Origin of the sequence: Mycobacterium sp. (assembly GCF_049278535.1) — a bacterium.
In the GTDB taxonomy this organism is placed as follows: Bacteria; Actinomycetota; Actinomycetes; order Mycobacteriales; family Mycobacteriaceae; genus Mycobacterium.
Genome location: NZ_JBAPMI010000061.1, coordinates 1 through 18,226 on the forward strand (window position 1 = coordinate 1; position 18,226 = coordinate 18,226).

Consider the following 18,226-nt stretch of genomic DNA (forward strand, 5'->3'; position numbering starts at 1 on the left):
GTGTCGGAGCATCGTCGCTTGTCAGGGTAATGAAACGTGTTCTAGCCTGACCTCATGGGTAACCCGGTAATTGTTGAAGCCACCCGCAGCCCGATCGGCAAACGTGCCGGGTGGTTGTCAGGACTGCACGCCACCGAGCTGTTGGGCGCCACGCAGAAGGCGCTCGTGGAGAAGGCCGGCATCGACGCCGGCGATGTCGAACAAATCGTCGGCGGCTGCGTGACGCAGTACGGCGAGCAGTCGAACAACATCACCCGGGTCGGCTGGCTCGTCGCCGGGCTGCCCGAGCAAGTGGGCGCCATGACGGTGGACTGCCAGTGCGGCAGCGGCCAGCAGGCCAACGGTCTGGTCGCGGGTCTGATCGCCGCGGGTGCCATCGACATCGGCATCGCCTGCGGCATCGAGGCGATGAGCCGCGTCGGGCTGGGCGCCAACGCCGGCCCCGACCGCGGAATCCTTCGGCCCGCGTCGTGGGACATCGACCTGCCCGACCAGTTCACCGCCGCCGAGCGGATCGCCAAGCGCCGCGGTATCACCCGGGAGGAGATCGACCAGTTCGGGTTCGACTCGCAGCGCAAGGCCAAGCAGGCCTGGGCCGAGGGCCGGTTCGACCGCGAGATCAGCGGCATCGAGGCGCCAGTCCTCGACGAGAACAAGCAGCCGACCAGCGATCGGCACGTCGTCACCAAGGATCAGGGCCTGCGCGACACCACGCTGGAGGGACTGAGCCAGCTCAAGCCGGTCATCGAGGGCGGGATCCACACCGCGGGCACGTCGTCGCAGATCTCCGACGGCGCCGCAGCCGTGCTGTGGATGGACGAAGACAAAGCCAAGGCGCTGGGACTGAAGCCACGGGCCCGCATCGTCAGCCAGGCGCTCGTCGGCGCCGAGCCCTACTACCACCTGGACGGTCCGGTGCAGTCGACGGCGAAGGTGCTGGAGAAGGCCGGCATGAAGATGGGCGACATCGACATCACCGAGATCAACGAGGCTTTTGCGTCGGTCGTGCTGTCCTGGGTGCGGGTGCACAACCCGGACATGGACAAGGTGAATGTCAACGGCGGCGCGATCGCGCTGGGCCACCCGGTCGGCAGCACCGGCAGCCGGCTGATCACCACCGCCCTGCACGAGCTGGAGCGCACCGACCAGACCACCGCGCTGATCACCATGTGCGCCGGCGGTGCGCTGTCGACCGGCACCATCATCGAGCGCATCTAGCGCTCGCCAACGATGCAGAGCGCGAAGCGAGATGAGGAGGAGGCGGGCAATCGAGTGACAGCGGCGTCTGACGAGGACCGCGTCGCGGCGGCGCAGTTATACATCGACGCGCTGGCCAACCACCGCGGCGATGACGTGCCGTTCGCGCCGGACTGCGTTCGGTTCGAGATGGGCATCAAGACCGGCTTCTCCGGAAAACACTTGCGGCGCAGCCTGAATCGCGGCCCCCAGTTCCGGATCATCGAGGCGTGCACGCCGCCGAAGTTCGAAGTCGACGGCGACCGGGTGCGGGCGCAATTCGATGTGATCACCAAACCGAAGCTCGCCGGGCGGCGGGTGTGTTCGCACGTCGACGAGACGTTTCTTATCGTGGACGGCAAGATCCGCCACATCAACGCTCAGATGCGTCCATTCATTCAACACACCTAGGATCGCTGTCATGGCCTCGAAATCAGCACCACGTTTTCTGAATACGCCGTTCACCGATTTCTTCATCAAGTGGATGTCGCGCCTCAACACCTTCATGTATCGCCGCGGCGGGGGTGAAGGGCTGGGCAGCACATTTCAGAACATTCCAGTCGCCCTGCTGACAACCACCGGACGCAAGACCGGGCAGCCCCGGGTCAGCCCGCTGTATTTTCTGCGTGACGGCAACCGGGTGATCGTCGCCGCGTCAAAGGGTGGCTCCGCGAGTAACCCGATGTGGTACCTCAATCTCAAAGCCGATCCCAAGGTTTCAGTGCAGATCAAAAAAGAGGTGCTGGATTTGACCGCGCGTGACGCCACCGACGAAGAGCGGGCCCATTATTGGCCACAGCTGGTCAAGATGTACCCGTCGTACGACGACTATCAGTCGTGGACCGATCGGACCATCCCGATCGTGATTTGCGACCCGTAGCCTGGAAGGCGTGACGCGGCGAAGCTGGTTTCGCAACTCGCGATTTCTCGCTGTATTGCTCAAATACTTTGCCCGCGTGCACATCTGGGTGTACCTGCGCACCAACGGCCGACTCGGTGCCAAGTTGCTGTGGTTCCCGGCCGCTTTGTTGACCACCACCGGCCGCAAATCGGGTGAGCCGCGCACGACGCCGACGCTGTACCTGCGTGACGGCGAGCGGGTGATTTTGCCGGCATCGTTCGGCGGCCGGGCGCAGAATCCGACCTGGTACCTCAATCTCAAAACCAATCCCCTGGTGAACGTCCAGATCCGCGACGAGCGGCTGCAGATGTCGGCACGCGATGCCACCGACTCAGAACGCGCGCAGTACTGGCAGTCGCTGATGGAGATATATCCCCCATATCGCGGATACCGCGAGGCCACGGATCGGCAAATCCCGTTGGTGGTGTGTGAACCGGCTTAAGCAAACCTGTGATTTACCTTAAATAAGCAGGTCGGATGCGATAGATTGCTCTGCTCAGCGGGAATTCGGCGACGTTCGACGCCGCCCTACACACCGGCCTCACCCAAATCGAGACGGCGTTCACCCAATTCCCGGTCGAGGTGTTCGATCAGATCGTTGCCGCCTTCGGTGGCGGCGTCTAGGCCGAATCCACGACATCGATGCGCATTCTTCCGGCGGCGATCGAGACCGTGATCCGTGCCGGCCTCAGTCAGATCGACACCGCACTGGCTCCGTCGCTCCCAGTCGAAGTGCACACCCGGCTCGGGTAGGCCGTGAAATCAGGCGCCGTAGACCGGGACCGGTGACCGCGACTTGGCAAGCAGGTCGGCGACGACGGGCCCCAGTTCGGCGGGGTCCCATTGCGCACCCTTGTCGATCTGTGGTCCGTGTGCCCAACCTTCGGCGACGCGGATTTTGCCGCCCTCGACCTCGAAGACCTTGCCGGTGATGTCGCGAGATTCGGTGCTGCCCAGCCACACCACCAACGGGGAGATGTTCTCTGGTGCCATCGCATCGAAGTCGTCGTCTTGGGTGGACATCATGTCGGCGAACACCGTCTCGGTCATCCGGGTGCGGGCCGACGGCGCGATCGCGTTGACCGTGACGCCGTAGCGGCCCATTTCCGCGGCGGCGACCAGAGTCATCGCCGCGATACCCGCCTTGGCGGCGCTGTAATTGCCCTGCCCGACGCTGCCTTGCAGGCCGGCACCCGAGCTGGTGTTGATGATCCGGGCGTCGACGGCTTTGCCCTCTTTGCTCAGGCCCCGCCAGTAGGAGGCGGCGTGCCGCATGGTGGCGAAGTGGCCCTTCAGATGCACCGCGATGACGGCGTCGAATTCCTCTTCGCTGGTATTGGCCATCATCCGGTCACGCACGATGCCGGCGTTGTTCACCAGCACATCCAGGCCACCAAATGTGTCGACGGCGGTCTGGACCAGAGCAGCGGCTTGACCCCAGTCCGCGATGTTGGAGCCGTTGGCGACGGCTTCGCCTCCGGCGGCGGTGATCTCGTCGACGACGCTCTGGGCCGCGCTGCCTCCGCCGGCCGGTGATCCGTCCAGGCCCACGCCGATGTCATTGACGACAACGCGTGCGCCTTCGGCGGCGAACGCCAGGGCGTGCGCGCGGCCGATACCGCCGCCCGCTCCGGTGACGATGACGACGCGGCCGTCGACTATTCCCATTAGCTACCCATCCTCGTCATCCTCTACTTGATCGCGCTCGCATTAGTGGTGGCCAGATAGTGCGGTGGTTCACCGCCGCCGTGCACCTCCAACGAGGCGCCGCTGATATAGGCCGCCGCGTCCGACGCCAAAAATGCTGCGGCCCAACCGACATCGGCGGGCGTGGCGAGCCGGCCGAGTGGCACGTTCTTCGAAATCGCGGCGATCGAATCAGCGTCGCCGTAGAATAGTTCCGATTGTTCGGTCTCGACCATGCCGACGACGCAGGCGTTCACCCGGACCTTCGGACCCCACTCCACGGCCAGCGTCTGCGTGAGGCTTTCCAGACCGGCCTTGGCCGCGCCGTAGGCGCCGGTGCCCGGTGACGGCCGACGGCCGCTGAGGCTGCAGATGTTGACGATCGACCCGCCGCCCGGCTGATTTTGCATGGTGGCATTGGCGTGCTGGGAAACCGAGAGTGCGCCAAGCAGATTCAGCTCGATGATCTTGCGATTGAATTTGGCGCTGGACTCCGCCGTCAAGACGAAGGGCGAACCTCCGGCGTTGTTGACGACCACGTCGAGGTGGCCGTGCCGGTAGACGATCGCGTCGATCATCGCCTCGACCGCGTCATCGTCCCGGATGTCGCAGGGGTGAAACTCGTAGGGCAGGCCTTCGACCTGGCGCCTGGCGCAGGTGACGACGGTGGCACCTTGCCGGGCGAAAACGCTGCTGATTCCGGCGCCAACCCCTCGAACACCGCCGGTCACCAGCACGACCCGGCCGGTGAGCCCGAAGCTGAATCCGGGGCCTTCGTCGGCGTGGGTCACTGTGCTAGCGTACCAAGCAAGTGCTTGCTTAGGTAATCGTCCCCCCGAGGAAGTGGTCGAGGATCTCGATGACAATCACGTCACGCACAGTCGAACCCGGGATAGTCGCGGTCACGGTCGACTATCCCCCCGTCAATGCCATCCCGTCGCGCGGCTGGTTCGAGCTCGGCGAGGTGCTGACCGCCGCCGGCAACGACCAGACCACCCACGCGGTGATCCTGCGCGCCGAGGGCCGCGGATTCAACGCCGGCGTCGACATCAAGGAGATGCAGCGCACCGAAGGATTCACCGCGCTGATCGACGCTAACCGGGGCTGCTTTGCCGCATTCCGCGCGGTCTACGAGTGCGCGGTCCCGGTCATCGCCGCGGTCAACGGATTCTGCGTCGGAGGCGGCATCGGATTGGTGGGTAACGCCGACGTCATCGTGGCTTCCGAGGACGCCACGTTCGGGCTGCCCGAGGTCGAGCGCGGCGCCCTCGGCGCGGCGACCCACCTGTCGCGCTTGGTGCCGCAGCACCTGATGCGCCGACTGTTCTTCACCGCCGCCACGGTCGACGCCGCCACGCTGCACCACTTCGGTTCGGTGCACGAGGTGGTACCGCGCGAGGAACTCGACGAAGCCGCGCTGCGGGTGGCCCGCGATATCGCCGCCAAGGACACCCGCGTGATCCGCGCGGCCAAGGAGGCACTGAACCTGATCGACGTGCAGCGGGTGAACTCCAGTTATCGCATGGAGCAAGGCTTTACCTTCGAACTCAACCTCGCCGGGGTCGCCGACGAGCACCGCGACGCGTTCGCCGGCACCGCGAAGGGCAAGAAGGCGTGAGCGACAAACGCACCACTCTCGACGACGCCGTCGCACAGTTGCGCAGCGGCATGACGATCGGCGTCGGCGGCTGGGGATCGCGGCGTAAGCCCATGGCGTTCGTGCGCGCCATGCTGCGCACCGACGTCAAAGATCTGACCGTAGTGACTTACGGCGGGCCGGATTTGGGGCTGCTGTGCTCGGCGGGCAAGGTCAAGCGCGTCTACTACGGCTTCGTCTCGCTGGACTCGCCGCCGTTCTATGACCCGTGGTTCGCCAAGGCCCGCAGCAGCGGCGCCCTGGAAGCCCGCGAAATGGACGAGGGCATGGTGCGCTGCGGACTGCAGGCCGCTGCCCAACGACTGCCGTTCTTGCCAATTCGCGCCGGGCTGGGCAGTTCAGTTCTCGACTTTTGGGAAGGCGAACTGCAGACGGTGACCAGCCCCTACCCGGCACCGGACGGTGGACACGAGACCTTACTCGCGATGCCGGCCTTGAACCTGGACGCGGCGTTCGTGCATCTCAACCTCGGCGACGAGCGAGGCAATGGCGCCTACACCGGCATCGAACCTTACTTCGACGATCTCTTCCTGATGGCCGCCGAACGGCGCTACCTCTCGGTGGAGCGCGTGGTCTCGACCGGCGAACTGGTCAAAGCCGTACCGCCGCAAGCGTTGCTGGTGAACCGGATGATGGTCGACGGGGTTGTCGAGGCACCCGGCGGTTCCCACTTCACCACCGCCGCACCGGATTACGGCCGTGACGAGAAGTTTCAACGGCACTATGCCGAAGCCGCCGCGACGGACGAGGGCTGGCAGACATTCGTGCAGACTTATCTATCCGGCGGTGAAGCCGAATACCAGGCGGCTGTGCGTAAGTTCGCAGAGGAGGCGTCATCGTGACCGACACCGCGAGCAGTCGCGCCGAGGTGTGCGCAGTCGCCTGCGCGGACTTGTTCCGCGATGCCGGCGAAATCATGGTCAGCCCGATGACGAACATGGCGTCGGTCGGCGCACGGCTGGCCCGCCTGACCTTCTCGCCCGACATCCTGCTGACCGATGGCGAGGCGCAACTGCTGGCCGACACCCCGGCACTCGGCAAGACCGGACCCGTTGAAGGCTGGATGCCGTTCAGCCGGGTGTTCGAGACGCTGGCCTGGGGACGGCGGCATGTGGTGATGGGCGCCAATCAGGTTGACCAACACGGCAATCAGAACATCTCGGCGTTCGGGCCACTGCAGCAACCGAAGCGGCAGATGTTCGGTGTTCGCGGCGCGCCCGGTAACGCCATCAACCATGCGACCAGCTACTGGGTGGGCAACCATTCCAAGCGGGTGTTCTGCGAGACCGTCGATGTGGTCTGCGGTATCGGCTGGGACAACGTAGACGCCGACAACCCGGCGTTCCGATTCGCCAACACCTATCGAGTGGTGTCCAACCTCGGCGTCTTCGACTTCGGCGGGCCGGGCCGCACGATGCGCGCGCTGACCCTGCACCCCGGCGTCTCACCCGACGAGGTCCGCGAAAACAGCTCGTTCGAAATACACGACCTGGACAACGCGGACGAGTCCAGGCTGCCGACCGACGACGAGTTGCGCCTGATCCGAGAGGACATCGATCCGAAGGCATTGCGCGACCGGGAAATACGTTCATGAAGTTGCGGACGCCGCTGACCGAGCTGATCGGTATCGAGCACCCGGTGGTGCAAACCGGAATGGGATGGGTGGCCGGCGCGCGGCTGGTGGCGGCGACCTCCAATGCCGGCGGTCTGGGCATCTTGGCCTCGGCCACCATGACGCTCGACGAATTGGCCGTCGCGATCGGAAAGGTCAAGGCAGCCACCGACAAACCGTTCGGCGTCAACATCCGCGCCGATGCCGGCGACGCCGGCGACCGGGTGGATCTGATGATCCGCGAAGGCGTCAAGGTCGCCTCATTCGCGTTGGCCCCCAAGCAAGAGCTGATCAGCAAGCTCAAAGAAGCCGGCTCAGTGGTGATTCCATCGGTTGGTCTTGCCAAGCACGCCCGCAAGGTCGCCTCCTGGGGTGCCGATGCAGTGATCGTCCAGGGCGGTGAGGGCGGTGGACACACCGGACCGATCGCCACCACTCTGCTGCTGCCGTCGGTGCTCGACGCCGTCAGCATCCCGGTGATCGCCGCGGGCGGCTTCTTCGACGGCCGCGGGCTCGCCGCGGCGTTGTCGTACGGCGCCGCCGGGGTGGCCATGGGTACCCGGTTCCTGCTCACCTCGGATTCCACCGTGCCCGACGCGGTCAAGCAGCGTTATCTGCAATCCGCGCTCGACGGCACCGTCGTCACCACTCGGGTCGACGGCATGCCGCACCGGGTGCTGCGCACCGGGCTCGTCGAGAAGCTGGAAAGCGGCTCGCGGGCAAGGGGTTTCACTGCCGCCATCGGCAACGCCGCGAAGTTCAAGAAGATGTCGCAGATGACCTGGTCATCGATGATTCGCGACGGCCTGGCGATGCGGCACGGCAAGGAGCTGTCCTGGTCGCAGGTGGTGATGGCCGCCAACACCCCGATGCTGCTCAAGGCCGGCCTGGTTGAGGGCAACACCGATGCCGGCGTGCTGGCCTCTGGCCAGGTGGCCGGCATCGTCGAAGACCTGCCGTCATGCGCGGAGTTGATCGACGCGATCGTCGCCGATGCCGTCAAGCATCTACAGTCGGCGTCCGCATTCATCCAGGACTGACAGGTTTCGCGTAATCAGGACTCCACGACCATCAGGGTGTGCCCGGTCGGGTCGCGGAACCAGAACAGCGGTGGAACCGGCTCGCCCGCTCGCGACACCTGCGCATCGACGTCGATGCCGAGTTCCTTCATCGCCGCGTGGGTCGCGTCGATGTCGCTGGTGGTCAACGTGACACCGGTGTTGGCCGGCTGCACAGGTCCGCTATCCGGCGGGGGTGGAGCAAGCGCGATGCCGGTCGTGCCCTGCGGAGGATAGACCTCGATCCACCGGTAGCCGCCATGGAACGGCTGGTCGGTCCGCTTCTCGAAGCCGAGCGACTCGTAAAACGCCACCGCTTTGTCCTGCTCGAGTGTCGGCAGGCATACCAGGCTGATCGTGGTCAGGCCGGTCGTCGTCGTGGTCATCTTGCTCCTCCGTATATCCGTGCGATGTCTTCAGAACCTGCCCAGCGGCTGTATGTCGGGGATTGCGGCCAGCCGTCCGGGGAGTCTTGCCACTCTTCCTGGCGGCCATACGGGAGTAGGTCGATCAACGCGAACGAGTGGCTCAGTTGTTCGGTCCCACGGCCGTTGGTGTGCCAGGTTCGGTAGACGTTATCGCCGTCGCGGAGAAAGACATTGACCCCGAAGCCGCCGTTCGGTGGGGCTCCGACATCCGCGCCGAACGAGCTGTTGGCAGTGGAGTACCAGGTCATCTGATTGCCCACCCGCCGCTTGTACGCGAGTGCTTCGTCAATGGGTCCTTGAGTCACGATGACGAATCGAGCGTCCCAGTTATCCAGGAACTCTAGCCGGGTGAACTGAGACGTGAAGCCGGTGCACCCCGGGCATTGCCACTCTTCATCTGGAAACCACATGTGGTTGTACACGATCAGCTGCGACTTGCCGTGGAACACATCGACCAATCGCACCGGCCCGTTCTCGCCCTCCAGGGTGTAGTCCGGCATCGCGACCATCGGCAGGCGTCGTCGCTGCGCGGCGATCGCGTCGAGTTCACGAGTGACCGCTTTCTCCCGGGTGCGCAGCGCATCCAGTTCGCGCTGCCACTCCTGTGCATCCACCACCGGCGGCAATCCAGCAGTACTCACAACCAACCCCTCCGAAGCTTATGTTCACGCTGTCAACATGGTAATGTTCACACCGTACACTTTCAACCCGAGAAGGGTCAAGCGTTGGCCACATTGAAGACCGGTTATCACCACGGAGATCTGCGCACGGCGTTGATCGATGCCGGTCTGCACCTGACCCGAACCGGTGGGCCGGAGGCACTGACCATTCGGGAAGCGACTCGGCGCGTTGGGGTTTCACCGAACGCCGCGTACCGCCACTTTGTCGATCGCGAGGCTTTGCTCAGCGCGGTTGCGACGGCGATTCAGCACCGGATGGCGGCACGGATGGCGCGCCGACATGGTTCGGCCGAGCCCGATGCACGTGATCGGCTGCACGCCGTCGGCCTGGGCTACATCAAATTTGCACTCGACGAGCCGGGGTGGTTCACGGTCGCCTTCTTCAGCGCCGATCCGATCGGACTGAGCGACGAGACTGCCGGCGCACCACCATATCTGGCACTGGTGGATGCGCTCGATGCGATGGTGGCTGCGGGCGGGCTAACCGCTGAGCAACGCGAAGGAGCCGAATGGCCCTGCTGGTCGGCGGTGCACGGGTTTGCCGAACTTGCTCTGCGCGGACCGTTGCGTCATGTCAGGCGTCGACAAGCGGAGTTGCTGGCGGGACGCACAGTCGACGACATCATCGCCGGAATATCCCGCCGAAAATGAACGCGCGGGCAGCTGGCAAGAGATAGCGGAATGGTGCAATAACGGGTTAGCCGAGCGGTAGCGTCATTGGTTGCCGGCTGAACAGGAGGCAACCATGAAGCGCTGCATCGTCGGAGGACTGGCTGCCCTGCTGATGGCCGGGGGGCTGGTGCACTCGGCGCCGCCGGCCCGCGCCGGCTGCATCTATGGCGGCGGCGTGCTCAGCAAGTGCGATGGACCCGTGCAACCGGACGGCACCTGGCAGCGTTGCGTGGCAACGACCCACCTGTCCTATCAAGGCGCCAGCTCATTCCTCATACCCGAAAAGAGCTGCGACGTGATGGGGCCCGACCTGCACCCCGGGGGGTTCGGTTTCGCCGACCCGCCTACCCACCTCGACGGCTGAGCCGAACTACAACCGTTCGATGATCGTGACGTTGGCGGTGCCGCCGCCTTCGCACATCGTCTGCAGGCCGTAGCGGCCGCCGGTGCGCTCCAGCTCGTTCAGCATGGTGGTGAAAAGCTTTGCCCCGGTTGCGCCTAACGGGTGGCCCAGGGCGATCGCGCCGCCGTTGGGGTTGACCTTCTCCGGGTCGGCCTTGATCTCCTTGAGCCAGGCCAACACGACCGGCGCGAATGCCTCGTTGATCTCGACGGTGTCGATGTCGTCAATCGACAGGCCGGTCTTCTCCAGCGCGTAGCGGGTTGCCGGGATCGGCCCGGTCAGCATGAACACCGGGTCGGCGGCGCGGGCGCTGATGTGATGGATACGCGCCCGCGGCGTGAGCTTGTGATCCTTGACCGCCTGCTCGGAGGCCAACAGCACCGCGCTGGCACCGTCGGAAATCTGACTGGCCATCGCGGCGGTGAGACGACCCCCTTCGACCAACGGCTTCAGCCCGGCCATCTTCTCCAGCGACGACTCGCGGGGACCTTCGTCGACGCGGAACACGCCGGATTCGGTTTCCACGGCAATGATCTCGTTGTCGAAGTGGCCGCCGCGAATCGCGCCGAACGCTCGTTCGTGACTGGTCAGCGCGTACTGCTCCATCTCTTCGCGGGACAGGTTCCACTTCTCGGCGATCAACTCAGAGCCGCGGAACTGCGAGATCTCCTGATCGCCGTACCGGTGCAGCCACTGCTTGGATTCGTTGGTCGGCGAGGTGAATCCGAATTGCTCCCCGACAATCATGGCCGACGAGATCGGGATTTGGCTCATGTTCTGCACGCCACCGGCCACGATCACGTCCGCGGTGCCCGCCATGATGGCTTGCGCGCCAAAGGAGATGGCCTGCTGGCTGGAACCACACTGTCGGTCGACGGTGACGCCGGGAACCTCTTCCGGATAGCCTGCGGCCAGCCACGACAGCCGGGCGATGTTGCCGGCCTGCGCCCCGATGGCGTCGACACAGCCGGCGATCACGTCGTCGACGGCGGCGGGATCGATGTCGACGCGGTCCAACAGTCCGCGCCAGCCGAGCGCGCCCAAGTCGACGGGATGCACGCCGGCCAGTGACCCATTGCGCTTACCAACGGCAGTGCGCACAGCATCGATGACATAAGCCTCGGGCATTTCAGACTCCTTCTTTGGTGATTCCACCTAGGACGATAGCGAGATACTGCTCACCCACCTGTTGCGCGGTGAGCGGTCCGCCGGGCTGATACCAGCGCACCGACACCCAGGTGGTGTCACGGATAAATCGATAAACCAGGTCGACGTCGAGATCGGGTCGGAAATACCCTTCTTCGATGCCCTGGTGCAGCACGTCGACCCACATCTTGCGCTGCTGTTTGTTCAGGTCCTCGAGGTAGGAGAACCGGGGCTGAGGCAGCAGACGCTTGGCTTCATCCTGATAGATGACGACCTGGGCATGCCGATTCTCGATGGCGTCGAACGACGCCATGAACAGCCCTCTGAGTCGCTGCAGCGGATTCGACTGCGTGTCAATGATTTCCTCGTAGCGGGCGAAGAGCCAGTCCATGAACTTCCGCAGCACTTCGTCGACCATCTCTTCTTTCGAAGAGAAGTGGTGATACAGGCTGCCCGACAGGATGCCGGCACTGTCGGCGATGTCGCGCACGGTTGTTGCGCGTAGCCCGCGTTCGGCAAACATCGTCGCGGCGAGTTCCAATAACTCGTCGCGGCGGCTGTTCGGCGGGCTGAGCTCGGTCATGGGTGCTGACTCGACACCGAAATCACTTCTCCAGTCAGATAACTGGAGTACTCACTGGCCAGGAACGCGATGGTGGCGGCCACCTCCCACGGCTCGGCCGCCCGGCCGAACGCCTCGCCGGCCGACAACTGGTCGAGCAGCTCAGTCGAGCTGGTCTTATCGAGGAACTTGTGCCGAGCGATGCTCGGCGACACCGCGTTGATCCGCACCCCGTATTCGACGGCTTCGATTGCGCTGCAACGTGTCAACGCCATCACGCCCGCTTTGGCGGCCGCGTAGTGGGACTGCGAATGCTGCGCCCGCCAGCCGAGCACGCTCGCATTGTTCACAATGACACCGCCGTGATCAGCATCGCGAAAGTATCGCAGCGCCGCCCGGGTGGTGCGCAGGACCGACGTCAGCGTGACGTTGAGAACGCGGTCCCACTCGTCGTCGGTCATATCGACCACCGGGCTTTGACCGCCCAGGCCGGCGTTGTTGACGACCACGTCGATCCGGCCCAGCCGCGCGGTGGTCGATGCGATCAAGGCGTCGACCTGCGCGGTGGACGTGACATCGCACACCACGCTCTCGACCCGGCCCAGTCCCAGCGCGGACAACTCGTCGCGGGTTTCGCCAAGCCGGCGTTCGTGGTGGTCGGATACGACGACGTCGGCACCCTCGACGAGCGCACGCCGGGCGGTCGCCGAACCGATGCCGGTGCCGGCCGCGGCCGTGACGATCACGACCTTGCCTTTCAGAAGGCCGTGCCCGGCAACTTCTTTCGGCGCAACGGCGAGCGTCATCGAGCCTCCCTGGGTAGGCCGAGCACCCGCTCGGCGATGATGTTGCGCTGGATCTCGTTGGAGCCGCCGTAGATGGTGTCCGCGCGGGTGAACAGGTAGAGCCGCTGCCATTCGTCGAAGTCGCCGCCGGTCAGCACCAGGGCCGCCTTGCCCTGCACATCCATCGCGATCTCACCCAGTTCACGATGCCAGTTGGCCCACAACAACTTCGAGACGTTGTCCTGACCCGGCTGCTCGACATCCATGGTCGCCAACGCATACGAGCGCATGGCCCGCAGCCCGGCCCATGAGCGGGTCAGACGTTCGCGGATCAGCGGGTCGTCTGCCGCGCCGGTGCTTTTGGCCAGCTCCACCACAGCACTCAGCTCGCGGGCATAGACGATCTGTTGACCGAGCGTCGACACTCCGCGCTCGAAGGTCAGCGTTCCCATCGCGACCCGCCAGCCGTCACCGGGCTGGCCCACGACAAGATCGGCATCGGTGCGGGCGTCGTCGAAGAAAACCTCATTGAACTCCGAGTCACCGGTCAGCTGAACGATCGGGCGGACGTCCACCCCGGGCTGGTCGAGCGGGACGAGCAGGTACGACAACCCGGCGTGCCGCTTGGAGCCTTTTTCGCTGCGCGCCACCACGAAGCACCACTGCGCCCAGTGCGCCAGCGATGTCCACACCTTCTGGCCGTTGATCACCCACTCGTCGTTGTCCAGCACCGCCGTGGTGGACACGTTGGCCAGATCGCTGCCGGCGCCCGGCTCGGAGTAGCCCTGCGACCACAGCTCGGTGACGTCCAGAATGCGGGGAAGAAATCGCTGCTGCTGCTCCGCCGTACCGAAGGCGATCAACGTCGGTCCCAGCAGTTCTTCACCAAAATGGTTGACCTTGGCGGGTGCGTTGGCGATCGCGTATTCCTCGTAGAACGCGACCCGGTGGGCGACGGACAGCCCGCGCCCGCCGTGCTCGACCGGCCAACCCAAACAGGTCAGGCCCGCCTGCGCCAGGTGCTGGTTCCAGGCCCGCCGCTCTTCGAACGCCTCATTCTCACGACCTGGCCCACCGAGCCCTTTGAGTGCGGCGAACTCACCGACCAGGTTCTCAGCCAGCCAATCGCGGACCTCGGCCCTGAACTCCTCGACGCCTTGCACCCCTGTAGGCTAACCTACCAAGCACTTGCTTTGTTAGCCCCGGCGATGATGCGCCGTGCAGCGGCGGGATAGCAGCCGGGCGATCCGCACCGAGGAGTTCGATGTCGAGCCATCCGCAGACCATTCCTGCGGCGCTAGATCACATCGCACGCGAGCTTCCCGACCACAACGCACTGGTCACGCCCGATCGAACCCTCACTTTCGGCGAATTGCGCGACGAGGTCCGCCGGGCGGCCGCGGCGATGATCAGCCTTGACGTGCAGACCGGCGATCGGGTGGCAATCTGGTCGCCGAACACCTGGCACTGGGTGATTGCCTGCCTGGCCACCCACTATGCCGGCGCCACCGTAGTACCGCTGAACACCCGCTACACCGCCGCTGAAGCGTCTGACATCCTGGCACGCACCGGCGCCCCCTTGCTGGTGGCGATGGGCGAGTTCCTCGGAGCCGACCGAGTCGCCGACCTCGACCGATCCGCACTGCCCGATCTGCGTCACATCGTGCGAGTCCCCGTAGAAAGCAGCGCGCGTCTCGATGACGAGACGTGGGACGAGTTCATCGGCCACGGATCCGACCTCGAGGCGGCGGACGCCCGGGCCGCGGCGGTCGGGCCCGACGACGTCTCCGACGTCTTGTTCACCTCCGGCACCACCGGTCGCAGCAAAGGCGTGCTGTGTGCGCACCGGCAGTCGCTGGCCGGTTCGGCGTCGTGGGCCGCCTGCGGCAAGATCACCCGCGACGACCGCTACCTGTGCATCAACCCGTTCTTCCACAACTTCGGTTACAAGGCCGGCATCCTGGCCTGCCTGCAAACCGGCGCCACGTTGATCCCGCAGCTGACCTTCGACGCCGAGCAGGCGCTACGCGCGGTCGCCGAACACCGGATCACCGTGCTGCCCGGGCCGCCAACCATCTACCAGACCCTGCTCGACCATCCCGCCCGCGGCCGCTACGACCTGAGCTCCCTGCGCTTCGCCGTGACCGGCGCGGCAACCGTGCCGGTCGTGCTGATCGAGCGGATGCAGACCGAACTCGATATCGACATCGTGCTGACCGCCTACGGCCTGACCGAGTCCAACGGAATGGGCACGATGTGTCGCGCCGACGACGATGCGGTCACGGTGGCCACCACATGCGGGCGGCCGATTGCCGATTTCGAGCTGCGTATCGGCGCCGAAACAGGAGAGGTGCTGCTGCGCGGTCCTAATGTGATGCTCGGCTATCTCGATGACCCGCAAGCCACGGCGGCTGCAGTAGACGCCGACGGCTGGTTGCACACCGGCGACATCGGAAAGCTCGATGCCGCAGGCAATCTACAGATCACCGACCGGCTCAAGGACATGTACATCTGCGGCGGCTTCAACGTCTACCCCGCTGAGATCGAGCAGGTGTTGGCGCGTCTGGACGGTGTGCTGGACTGCGCGGTGATCGGCGTTCCCGACCAGCGACTCGGCGAAGTGGGCCGGGCGTTCCTGGTGACGCGGCCCGGCTCCGGGCTCGACGAGCAGGCGGTGATCGCTTACACCCGTGAGTACTTGGCGAATTTCAAAGCCCCACGTTCGGTGAGGTTTGTCGACACGCTGCCGCGCAATGCGGGCGGCAAGGTGGTCAAACCGCAATTGCGAGAGATGGCGTGGTGACTTCTACGACGGCTGACGCCGCCAGCTTCTTTTCATGCCGCGTGGGCATGATGGGCCAGTCCGGCCCGCAGGATGTTGCGTGCGGCGTGTTCGTCTGCTGGTGCGGTGTGACCGCAGCGCTGGCAGGCGAATTCCGCTTGGGTGACGCGGTTCTCTCGGGCTGCGTGCCCGCATTGCTCGCAGCGGTCGGAGGTGTGCCGGGGGTCGACCTCAATCCAAGCCCGCCCAGCCTCTTCCGCTTTGGCGCGCAGTATCGAGACGAACTGGCCCCAGCCAGCGTCACTGATCGAACGGTTGAGACCGGATTTCGCCCGAGCCCCATTAGGCAGGTAGTGCCCCGGGTTGGCGGGATCCGGAATAGGTTTGGCCCGGCGCAGCATGTTCGCGATTTTCAGATCTTCCACGACGATCAGGTCGTATCGGGCGGCGAGGTTGCGGGCTTGTTGGTGATGAAAGTCCCTGCGTTGGTTCGCGATTTTGCGATGCCGGGCGGCGACGGCTTCTCGTTTGGCCTCACGATTGTTCCCGCTGCGGCGTGCCCGAGCCAGCCGTTGCTGGGCGGCGGCCAGCCGTTGCGCCGAAACGCGCGCCCAAAGCGGATTGTGGACCCTCTCTCCGTCGCTGGTGGTAGCGAAGCTGACGATGCCGACATCAACGCCGACCTGGAGGTTGGTCACGGGCAGCGGATTGGCCGGGACATCGTCACACGAGAGCACCAGCATCCAGCGCCGTCCTTGTCGTTTGATCTGGATCGTCTTCACCCGGCCCGCCACCTCACGGTGCTGGTGAACCTTGACCTGGCCAATGCCCTGCAGATACACCCGGCGCTGCTCGGGCAGCCAGCGCGCACCGTCACCGTCTCTAGGCCACTCCACGCTGTCAAACCGTCCAGCACCTTTGAAGCGTGGATACCCCCGCTTCACATCGGCTTTCGCTGTCTTCACCCGGCGGAAGAACCCGGCGAACGCCTTGTTCAACCGCCGCAACGTCGCTTGCTGACTGGAGAACGACCACACCGCCTGATCCGGACGCACTACTCGCATCTCAGTCAGCTGCGCCGACTGATCCCCATAGCGGATCCGCGTCTTACTGGCGTGCGACCAACCATCCCGGCGCTCCTGCAAGGCCGCGTTGTAAAGCTCGCGGTGCGCCTCCACACACGCCGCCAACGCCACATGCTGGCGGGAAGTGGGCCGCAACCGAAACACATACGCCCGCCTCACAACAGATCCACTCCACTGCAAGCAAAGCGACCGCTCAACATGACCGCACCCTATGCAACGACACCGACAAAACCCACCAGACCAAACTGGTCGGCCGCGATTCCCCCGACAGCTAACGTCGCCGGTTCCCTCGGGGGGCACTGATGGATCTGCAATTTGACGACGACACGCTGACATTTCAGCACGAGGTGCGGGAGTTCCTGTCCTCGCACCGGGATGCGTTTCCAACACATTCTTACGACACCGCGGAGGGTTTCGAGCAGCACCGCCGTTGGGACAGGGTGCTTTTCGACGCCGGGCTGTCGGTCATCACCTGGCCGCAGCAGTACGGGGGCCGCGACGCAACCCTCCTGGAGTGGGTGGTCTACGAGGAGGAGTACTTCCGCGCCGGTGCGCCCGGGCGGGCCAGCGCCAACGGCACCTCGATGCTGGCGCCGACATTGTTCGCGCACGGCACCGAGGAGCAGCTGAATCGGGTTTTGCCGAAGATGGCCAGCGGCGAAGAGATTTGGGCGCAAGCCTGGTCGGAACCGGAATCCGGCAGCGACCTCGCCTCATTGCGCTCGACGGCGACTCGCACCGACGGCGGCTGGTTGCTCAACGGCCAGAAGATATGGAGCTCGCGAGCGCCGTTCGGCGAACGGGCATTTGGACTGTTCCGCTCAGATCCCCAAGCGCAGCGCCACAGCGGGCTGACGTATTTCATGTTTGACCTCAAGGCCGACGGGATAACTGTTCGACCGATCGCTCAGCTCGGCGGCGACACCGGATTCGGCGAGATCTTCCTCGACGACGTGTTCGTGCCCGACGCAGACGTGATCGGCGAGGTGAACCAGGGCTGGCGCGCGGCGATGAGCACGTCGAGCAACGAGCGCGGTATGTCGCTGCGCAGCCCGGCAAGGTTCCTGGCTTCCGCCGAGCGCCTCGCTGAGCTGTGGAAAGCCAACGGCGACAGCGCCTTCGGTGACGACGTCGCCGATGCGTGGATCAAAGCGCAGGCCTATCGGCTGCACACCTTCGGCACCGTGACCCGGCTGGCCGGCGGTGGTGAACTCGGTGCGGAATCCTCGGTGACCAAGGTGTTCTGGTCAGACCTGGACGTCGCGGTGCACCAGACCGCACTGGAGATCCGCGGCGCTGATGGCGAGCTGGCCAGCAACTGGACGGACGGGCTGCTGTTCGCGCTGGGCGGTCCGATCTATGCGGGCACCAACGAGATTCAGCGGAACATCATCGCCGAGCGGCTGCTGGGACTGCCCCGGGAGAGGGCCAAATGAGATTCGATCTTGACGAACAGCAGCGCGACTTCGCCGCGAGCATCGACGCGGCGCTGGCCGCAGCCGACCTGCCGGGCGCGGTGCGCGCCTGGGCCGG

Annotated in this window: 21 protein-coding genes and 1 pseudogene; 13 read left to right on the forward strand and 9 right to left on the reverse strand. The window is 65.0% G+C overall.

Annotated features, from left to right (window positions below):
* Nucleotides 1–54 precede the first annotated feature (54 nt).
* Genes WAO18_RS03530 through WAO18_RS03545 form a run of 4 tightly spaced genes read left to right on the forward strand, consistent with a single transcriptional unit; the run spans nt 55 to nt 2,579 of the window.
* Complete coding sequence (locus WAO18_RS03530; RefSeq protein WP_422203942.1) at nt 55–1,218, forward strand: steroid 3-ketoacyl-CoA thiolase; 1,164 nt, start codon at nt 55–57, stop codon at nt 1,216–1,218.
* 12 nt (nt 1,219–1,230) lie between these two features.
* Complete coding sequence (locus tag WAO18_RS03535; RefSeq protein ID WP_422203943.1) at nt 1,231–1,647, forward strand: hypothetical protein; 417 nt, start codon at nt 1,231–1,233, stop codon at nt 1,645–1,647.
* 10 nt (nt 1,648–1,657) lie between these two features.
* A complete protein-coding gene (locus tag WAO18_RS03540) occupies nt 1,658–2,116 on the forward strand; it encodes a nitroreductase family deazaflavin-dependent oxidoreductase (protein WP_422203945.1) in 459 nt (152 codons plus the stop codon).
* Between the two features lie 10 nt (nt 2,117–2,126).
* Nucleotides 2,127–2,579 (forward strand): nitroreductase family deazaflavin-dependent oxidoreductase, encoded by a 453-nt coding sequence (locus WAO18_RS03545; RefSeq protein ID WP_422203947.1) that lies wholly within the window; start codon nt 2,127–2,129, stop codon nt 2,577–2,579.
* Between the two features lie 320 nt (nt 2,580–2,899).
* Here WAO18_RS03545 and WAO18_RS03550 read toward each other — a convergent pair whose 3' ends face one another.
* Together WAO18_RS03550 and WAO18_RS03555 are read right to left on the reverse strand one after the other, a co-directional pair.
* Nucleotides 2,900–3,805, reverse strand: coding sequence for an SDR family oxidoreductase (locus WAO18_RS03550; protein WP_422203949.1), 906 nt, complete (start codon nt 3,803–3,805; stop codon nt 2,900–2,902).
* 23 nt (nt 3,806–3,828) lie between these two features.
* Nucleotides 3,829–4,614, reverse strand: a complete 786-nt coding sequence (locus WAO18_RS03555; protein ID WP_422203951.1) for an SDR family oxidoreductase — start codon at nt 4,612–4,614, stop codon at nt 3,829–3,831.
* A gap of 68 nt (nt 4,615–4,682) precedes the next feature.
* On the opposite strand from WAO18_RS03555, the gene echA20 reads away from it, so the two are divergent.
* From echA20 to ipdC, 4 genes are read left to right on the forward strand one after another with little or no spacing between them, the layout of a single operon-like run.
* Nucleotides 4,683–5,441: a (7aS)-7a-methyl-1,5-dioxo-2,3,5,6,7,7a-hexahydro-1H-indene-carboxyl-CoA hydrolase gene (gene echA20, locus WAO18_RS03560; protein ID WP_422203953.1), complete on the forward strand. Its 759-nt coding sequence runs from the start codon at nt 4,683–4,685 to the stop codon at nt 5,439–5,441.
* Nucleotides 5,438–6,322: a cholesterol ring-cleaving hydrolase subunit IpdA gene (gene ipdA, locus WAO18_RS03565; protein WP_422203955.1), complete on the forward strand. Its 885-nt coding sequence runs from the start codon at nt 5,438–5,440 to the stop codon at nt 6,320–6,322. Before echA20 ends, ipdA begins: the two co-directional genes overlap by 4 nt.
* Nucleotides 6,319–7,074, forward strand: a complete 756-nt coding sequence (gene ipdB, locus WAO18_RS03570) for a cholesterol ring-cleaving hydrolase subunit IpdB (RefSeq protein ID WP_422203957.1) — start codon at nt 6,319–6,321, stop codon at nt 7,072–7,074. The genes ipdA and ipdB overlap by 4 nt, the downstream gene beginning before the upstream one ends.
* Nucleotides 7,071–8,132 carry a (3aS,4S,5R,7aS)-5-hydroxy-7a-methyl-1-oxo-octahydro-1H-indene-4-carboxyl-CoA dehydrogenase gene (gene ipdC / locus WAO18_RS03575; RefSeq protein ID WP_422203959.1) on the forward strand — a complete coding sequence of 354 codons (1,062 nt, stop codon included), beginning with the start codon at nt 7,071–7,073 and terminating at the stop codon, nt 8,130–8,132. The genes ipdB and ipdC overlap by 4 nt, the downstream gene beginning before the upstream one ends.
* Before the next feature lie 14 nt (nt 8,133–8,146).
* Here the strand turns inward: ipdC and WAO18_RS03580 are convergent, their stop codons facing one another.
* Together WAO18_RS03580 and WAO18_RS03585 are read right to left on the reverse strand one after the other, a co-directional pair.
* Entirely contained in the window at nt 8,147–8,536 is a 390-nt protein-coding gene (locus tag WAO18_RS03580; protein WP_422203961.1) for a VOC family protein, read from the reverse strand.
* Nucleotides 8,533–9,219 carry a DUF899 domain-containing protein gene (locus WAO18_RS03585; protein ID WP_422203962.1) on the reverse strand — a complete coding sequence of 229 codons (687 nt, stop codon included), beginning with the start codon at nt 9,217–9,219 and terminating at the stop codon, nt 8,533–8,535. Before WAO18_RS03585 ends, WAO18_RS03580 begins: the two co-directional genes overlap by 4 nt.
* 84 nt (nt 9,220–9,303) lie before the next feature.
* On the opposite strand from WAO18_RS03585, the gene WAO18_RS03590 reads away from it, so the two are divergent.
* Nucleotides 9,304–9,909, forward strand: a complete 606-nt coding sequence (locus WAO18_RS03590; protein ID WP_422203963.1) for a TetR/AcrR family transcriptional regulator — start codon at nt 9,304–9,306, stop codon at nt 9,907–9,909.
* A gap of 94 nt (nt 9,910–10,003) precedes the next feature.
* The gene (locus WAO18_RS03595) at nt 10,004–10,294 is read left to right on the forward strand and encodes a CDGP domain-containing protein (protein ID WP_422203965.1); all 291 of its coding nucleotides are present in this window, start codon (nt 10,004–10,006) and stop codon (nt 10,292–10,294) included.
* 6 nt (nt 10,295–10,300) lie between these two features.
* Here WAO18_RS03595 and fadA6 read toward each other — a convergent pair whose 3' ends face one another.
* Genes fadA6 through ipdE1 form a run of 4 tightly spaced genes read right to left on the reverse strand, consistent with a single transcriptional unit; the run spans nt 10,301 to nt 13,989 of the window.
* Nucleotides 10,301–11,461 (reverse strand): steroid 3-ketoacyl-CoA thiolase FadA6, encoded by a 1,161-nt coding sequence (gene fadA6, locus WAO18_RS03600; protein ID WP_422203966.1) that lies wholly within the window; start codon nt 11,459–11,461, stop codon nt 10,301–10,303.
* Nucleotide 11,462: 1 nt separating this feature from the next.
* Nucleotides 11,463–12,062: a TetR family transcriptional regulator KstR2 gene (gene kstR2 / locus WAO18_RS03605; protein ID WP_422203968.1), complete on the reverse strand. Its 600-nt coding sequence runs from the start codon at nt 12,060–12,062 to the stop codon at nt 11,463–11,465.
* A complete protein-coding gene (ipdF, locus tag WAO18_RS03610; protein ID WP_422203970.1) occupies nt 12,059–12,847 on the reverse strand; it encodes a (5R,7aS)-5-hydroxy-7a-methyl-1-oxo-2,3,5,6,7,7a-hexahydro-1H-indene-carboxyl-CoA reductase in 789 nt (262 codons plus the stop codon). The genes kstR2 and ipdF overlap by 4 nt, the downstream gene beginning before the upstream one ends.
* A complete protein-coding gene (ipdE1, locus tag WAO18_RS03615; protein ID WP_422203972.1) occupies nt 12,844–13,989 on the reverse strand; it encodes an acyl-CoA dehydrogenase IpdE1 in 1,146 nt (381 codons plus the stop codon). Before ipdE1 ends, ipdF begins: the two co-directional genes overlap by 4 nt.
* Before the next feature lie 101 nt (nt 13,990–14,090).
* Here ipdE1 and fadD3 point away from each other — a divergent pair, with 101 nt between their 5' ends.
* Nucleotides 14,091–15,629, forward strand: coding sequence for a 3-((3aS,4S,7aS)-7a-methyl-1,5-dioxo-octahydro-1H-inden-4-yl)propanoate--CoA ligase FadD3 (gene fadD3 / locus WAO18_RS03620; RefSeq protein ID WP_422203974.1), 1,539 nt, complete (start codon nt 14,091–14,093; stop codon nt 15,627–15,629).
* Between the two features lie 32 nt (nt 15,630–15,661).
* Here the strand turns inward: fadD3 and WAO18_RS03625 are convergent, their stop codons facing one another.
* Entirely contained in the window at nt 15,662–17,029 is a 1,368-nt protein-coding gene (locus WAO18_RS03625; RefSeq protein WP_422203976.1) for an RNA-guided endonuclease InsQ/TnpB family protein, read from the reverse strand.
* On the opposite strand from WAO18_RS03625, the gene WAO18_RS03630 reads away from it, so the two are divergent.
* Nucleotides 16,996–18,129, forward strand: coding sequence for an acyl-CoA dehydrogenase family protein (locus WAO18_RS03630; RefSeq protein WP_422203977.1), 1,134 nt, complete (start codon nt 16,996–16,998; stop codon nt 18,127–18,129). The two genes, WAO18_RS03625 and WAO18_RS03630, sit on opposite strands and share 34 nt — an antisense overlap.
* Nucleotides 18,126–18,226, forward strand: a pseudogene (locus tag WAO18_RS03635) (acyl-CoA dehydrogenase); the annotation flags it as partial. The gene WAO18_RS03630 and the pseudogene WAO18_RS03635, both read left to right, overlap by 4 nt.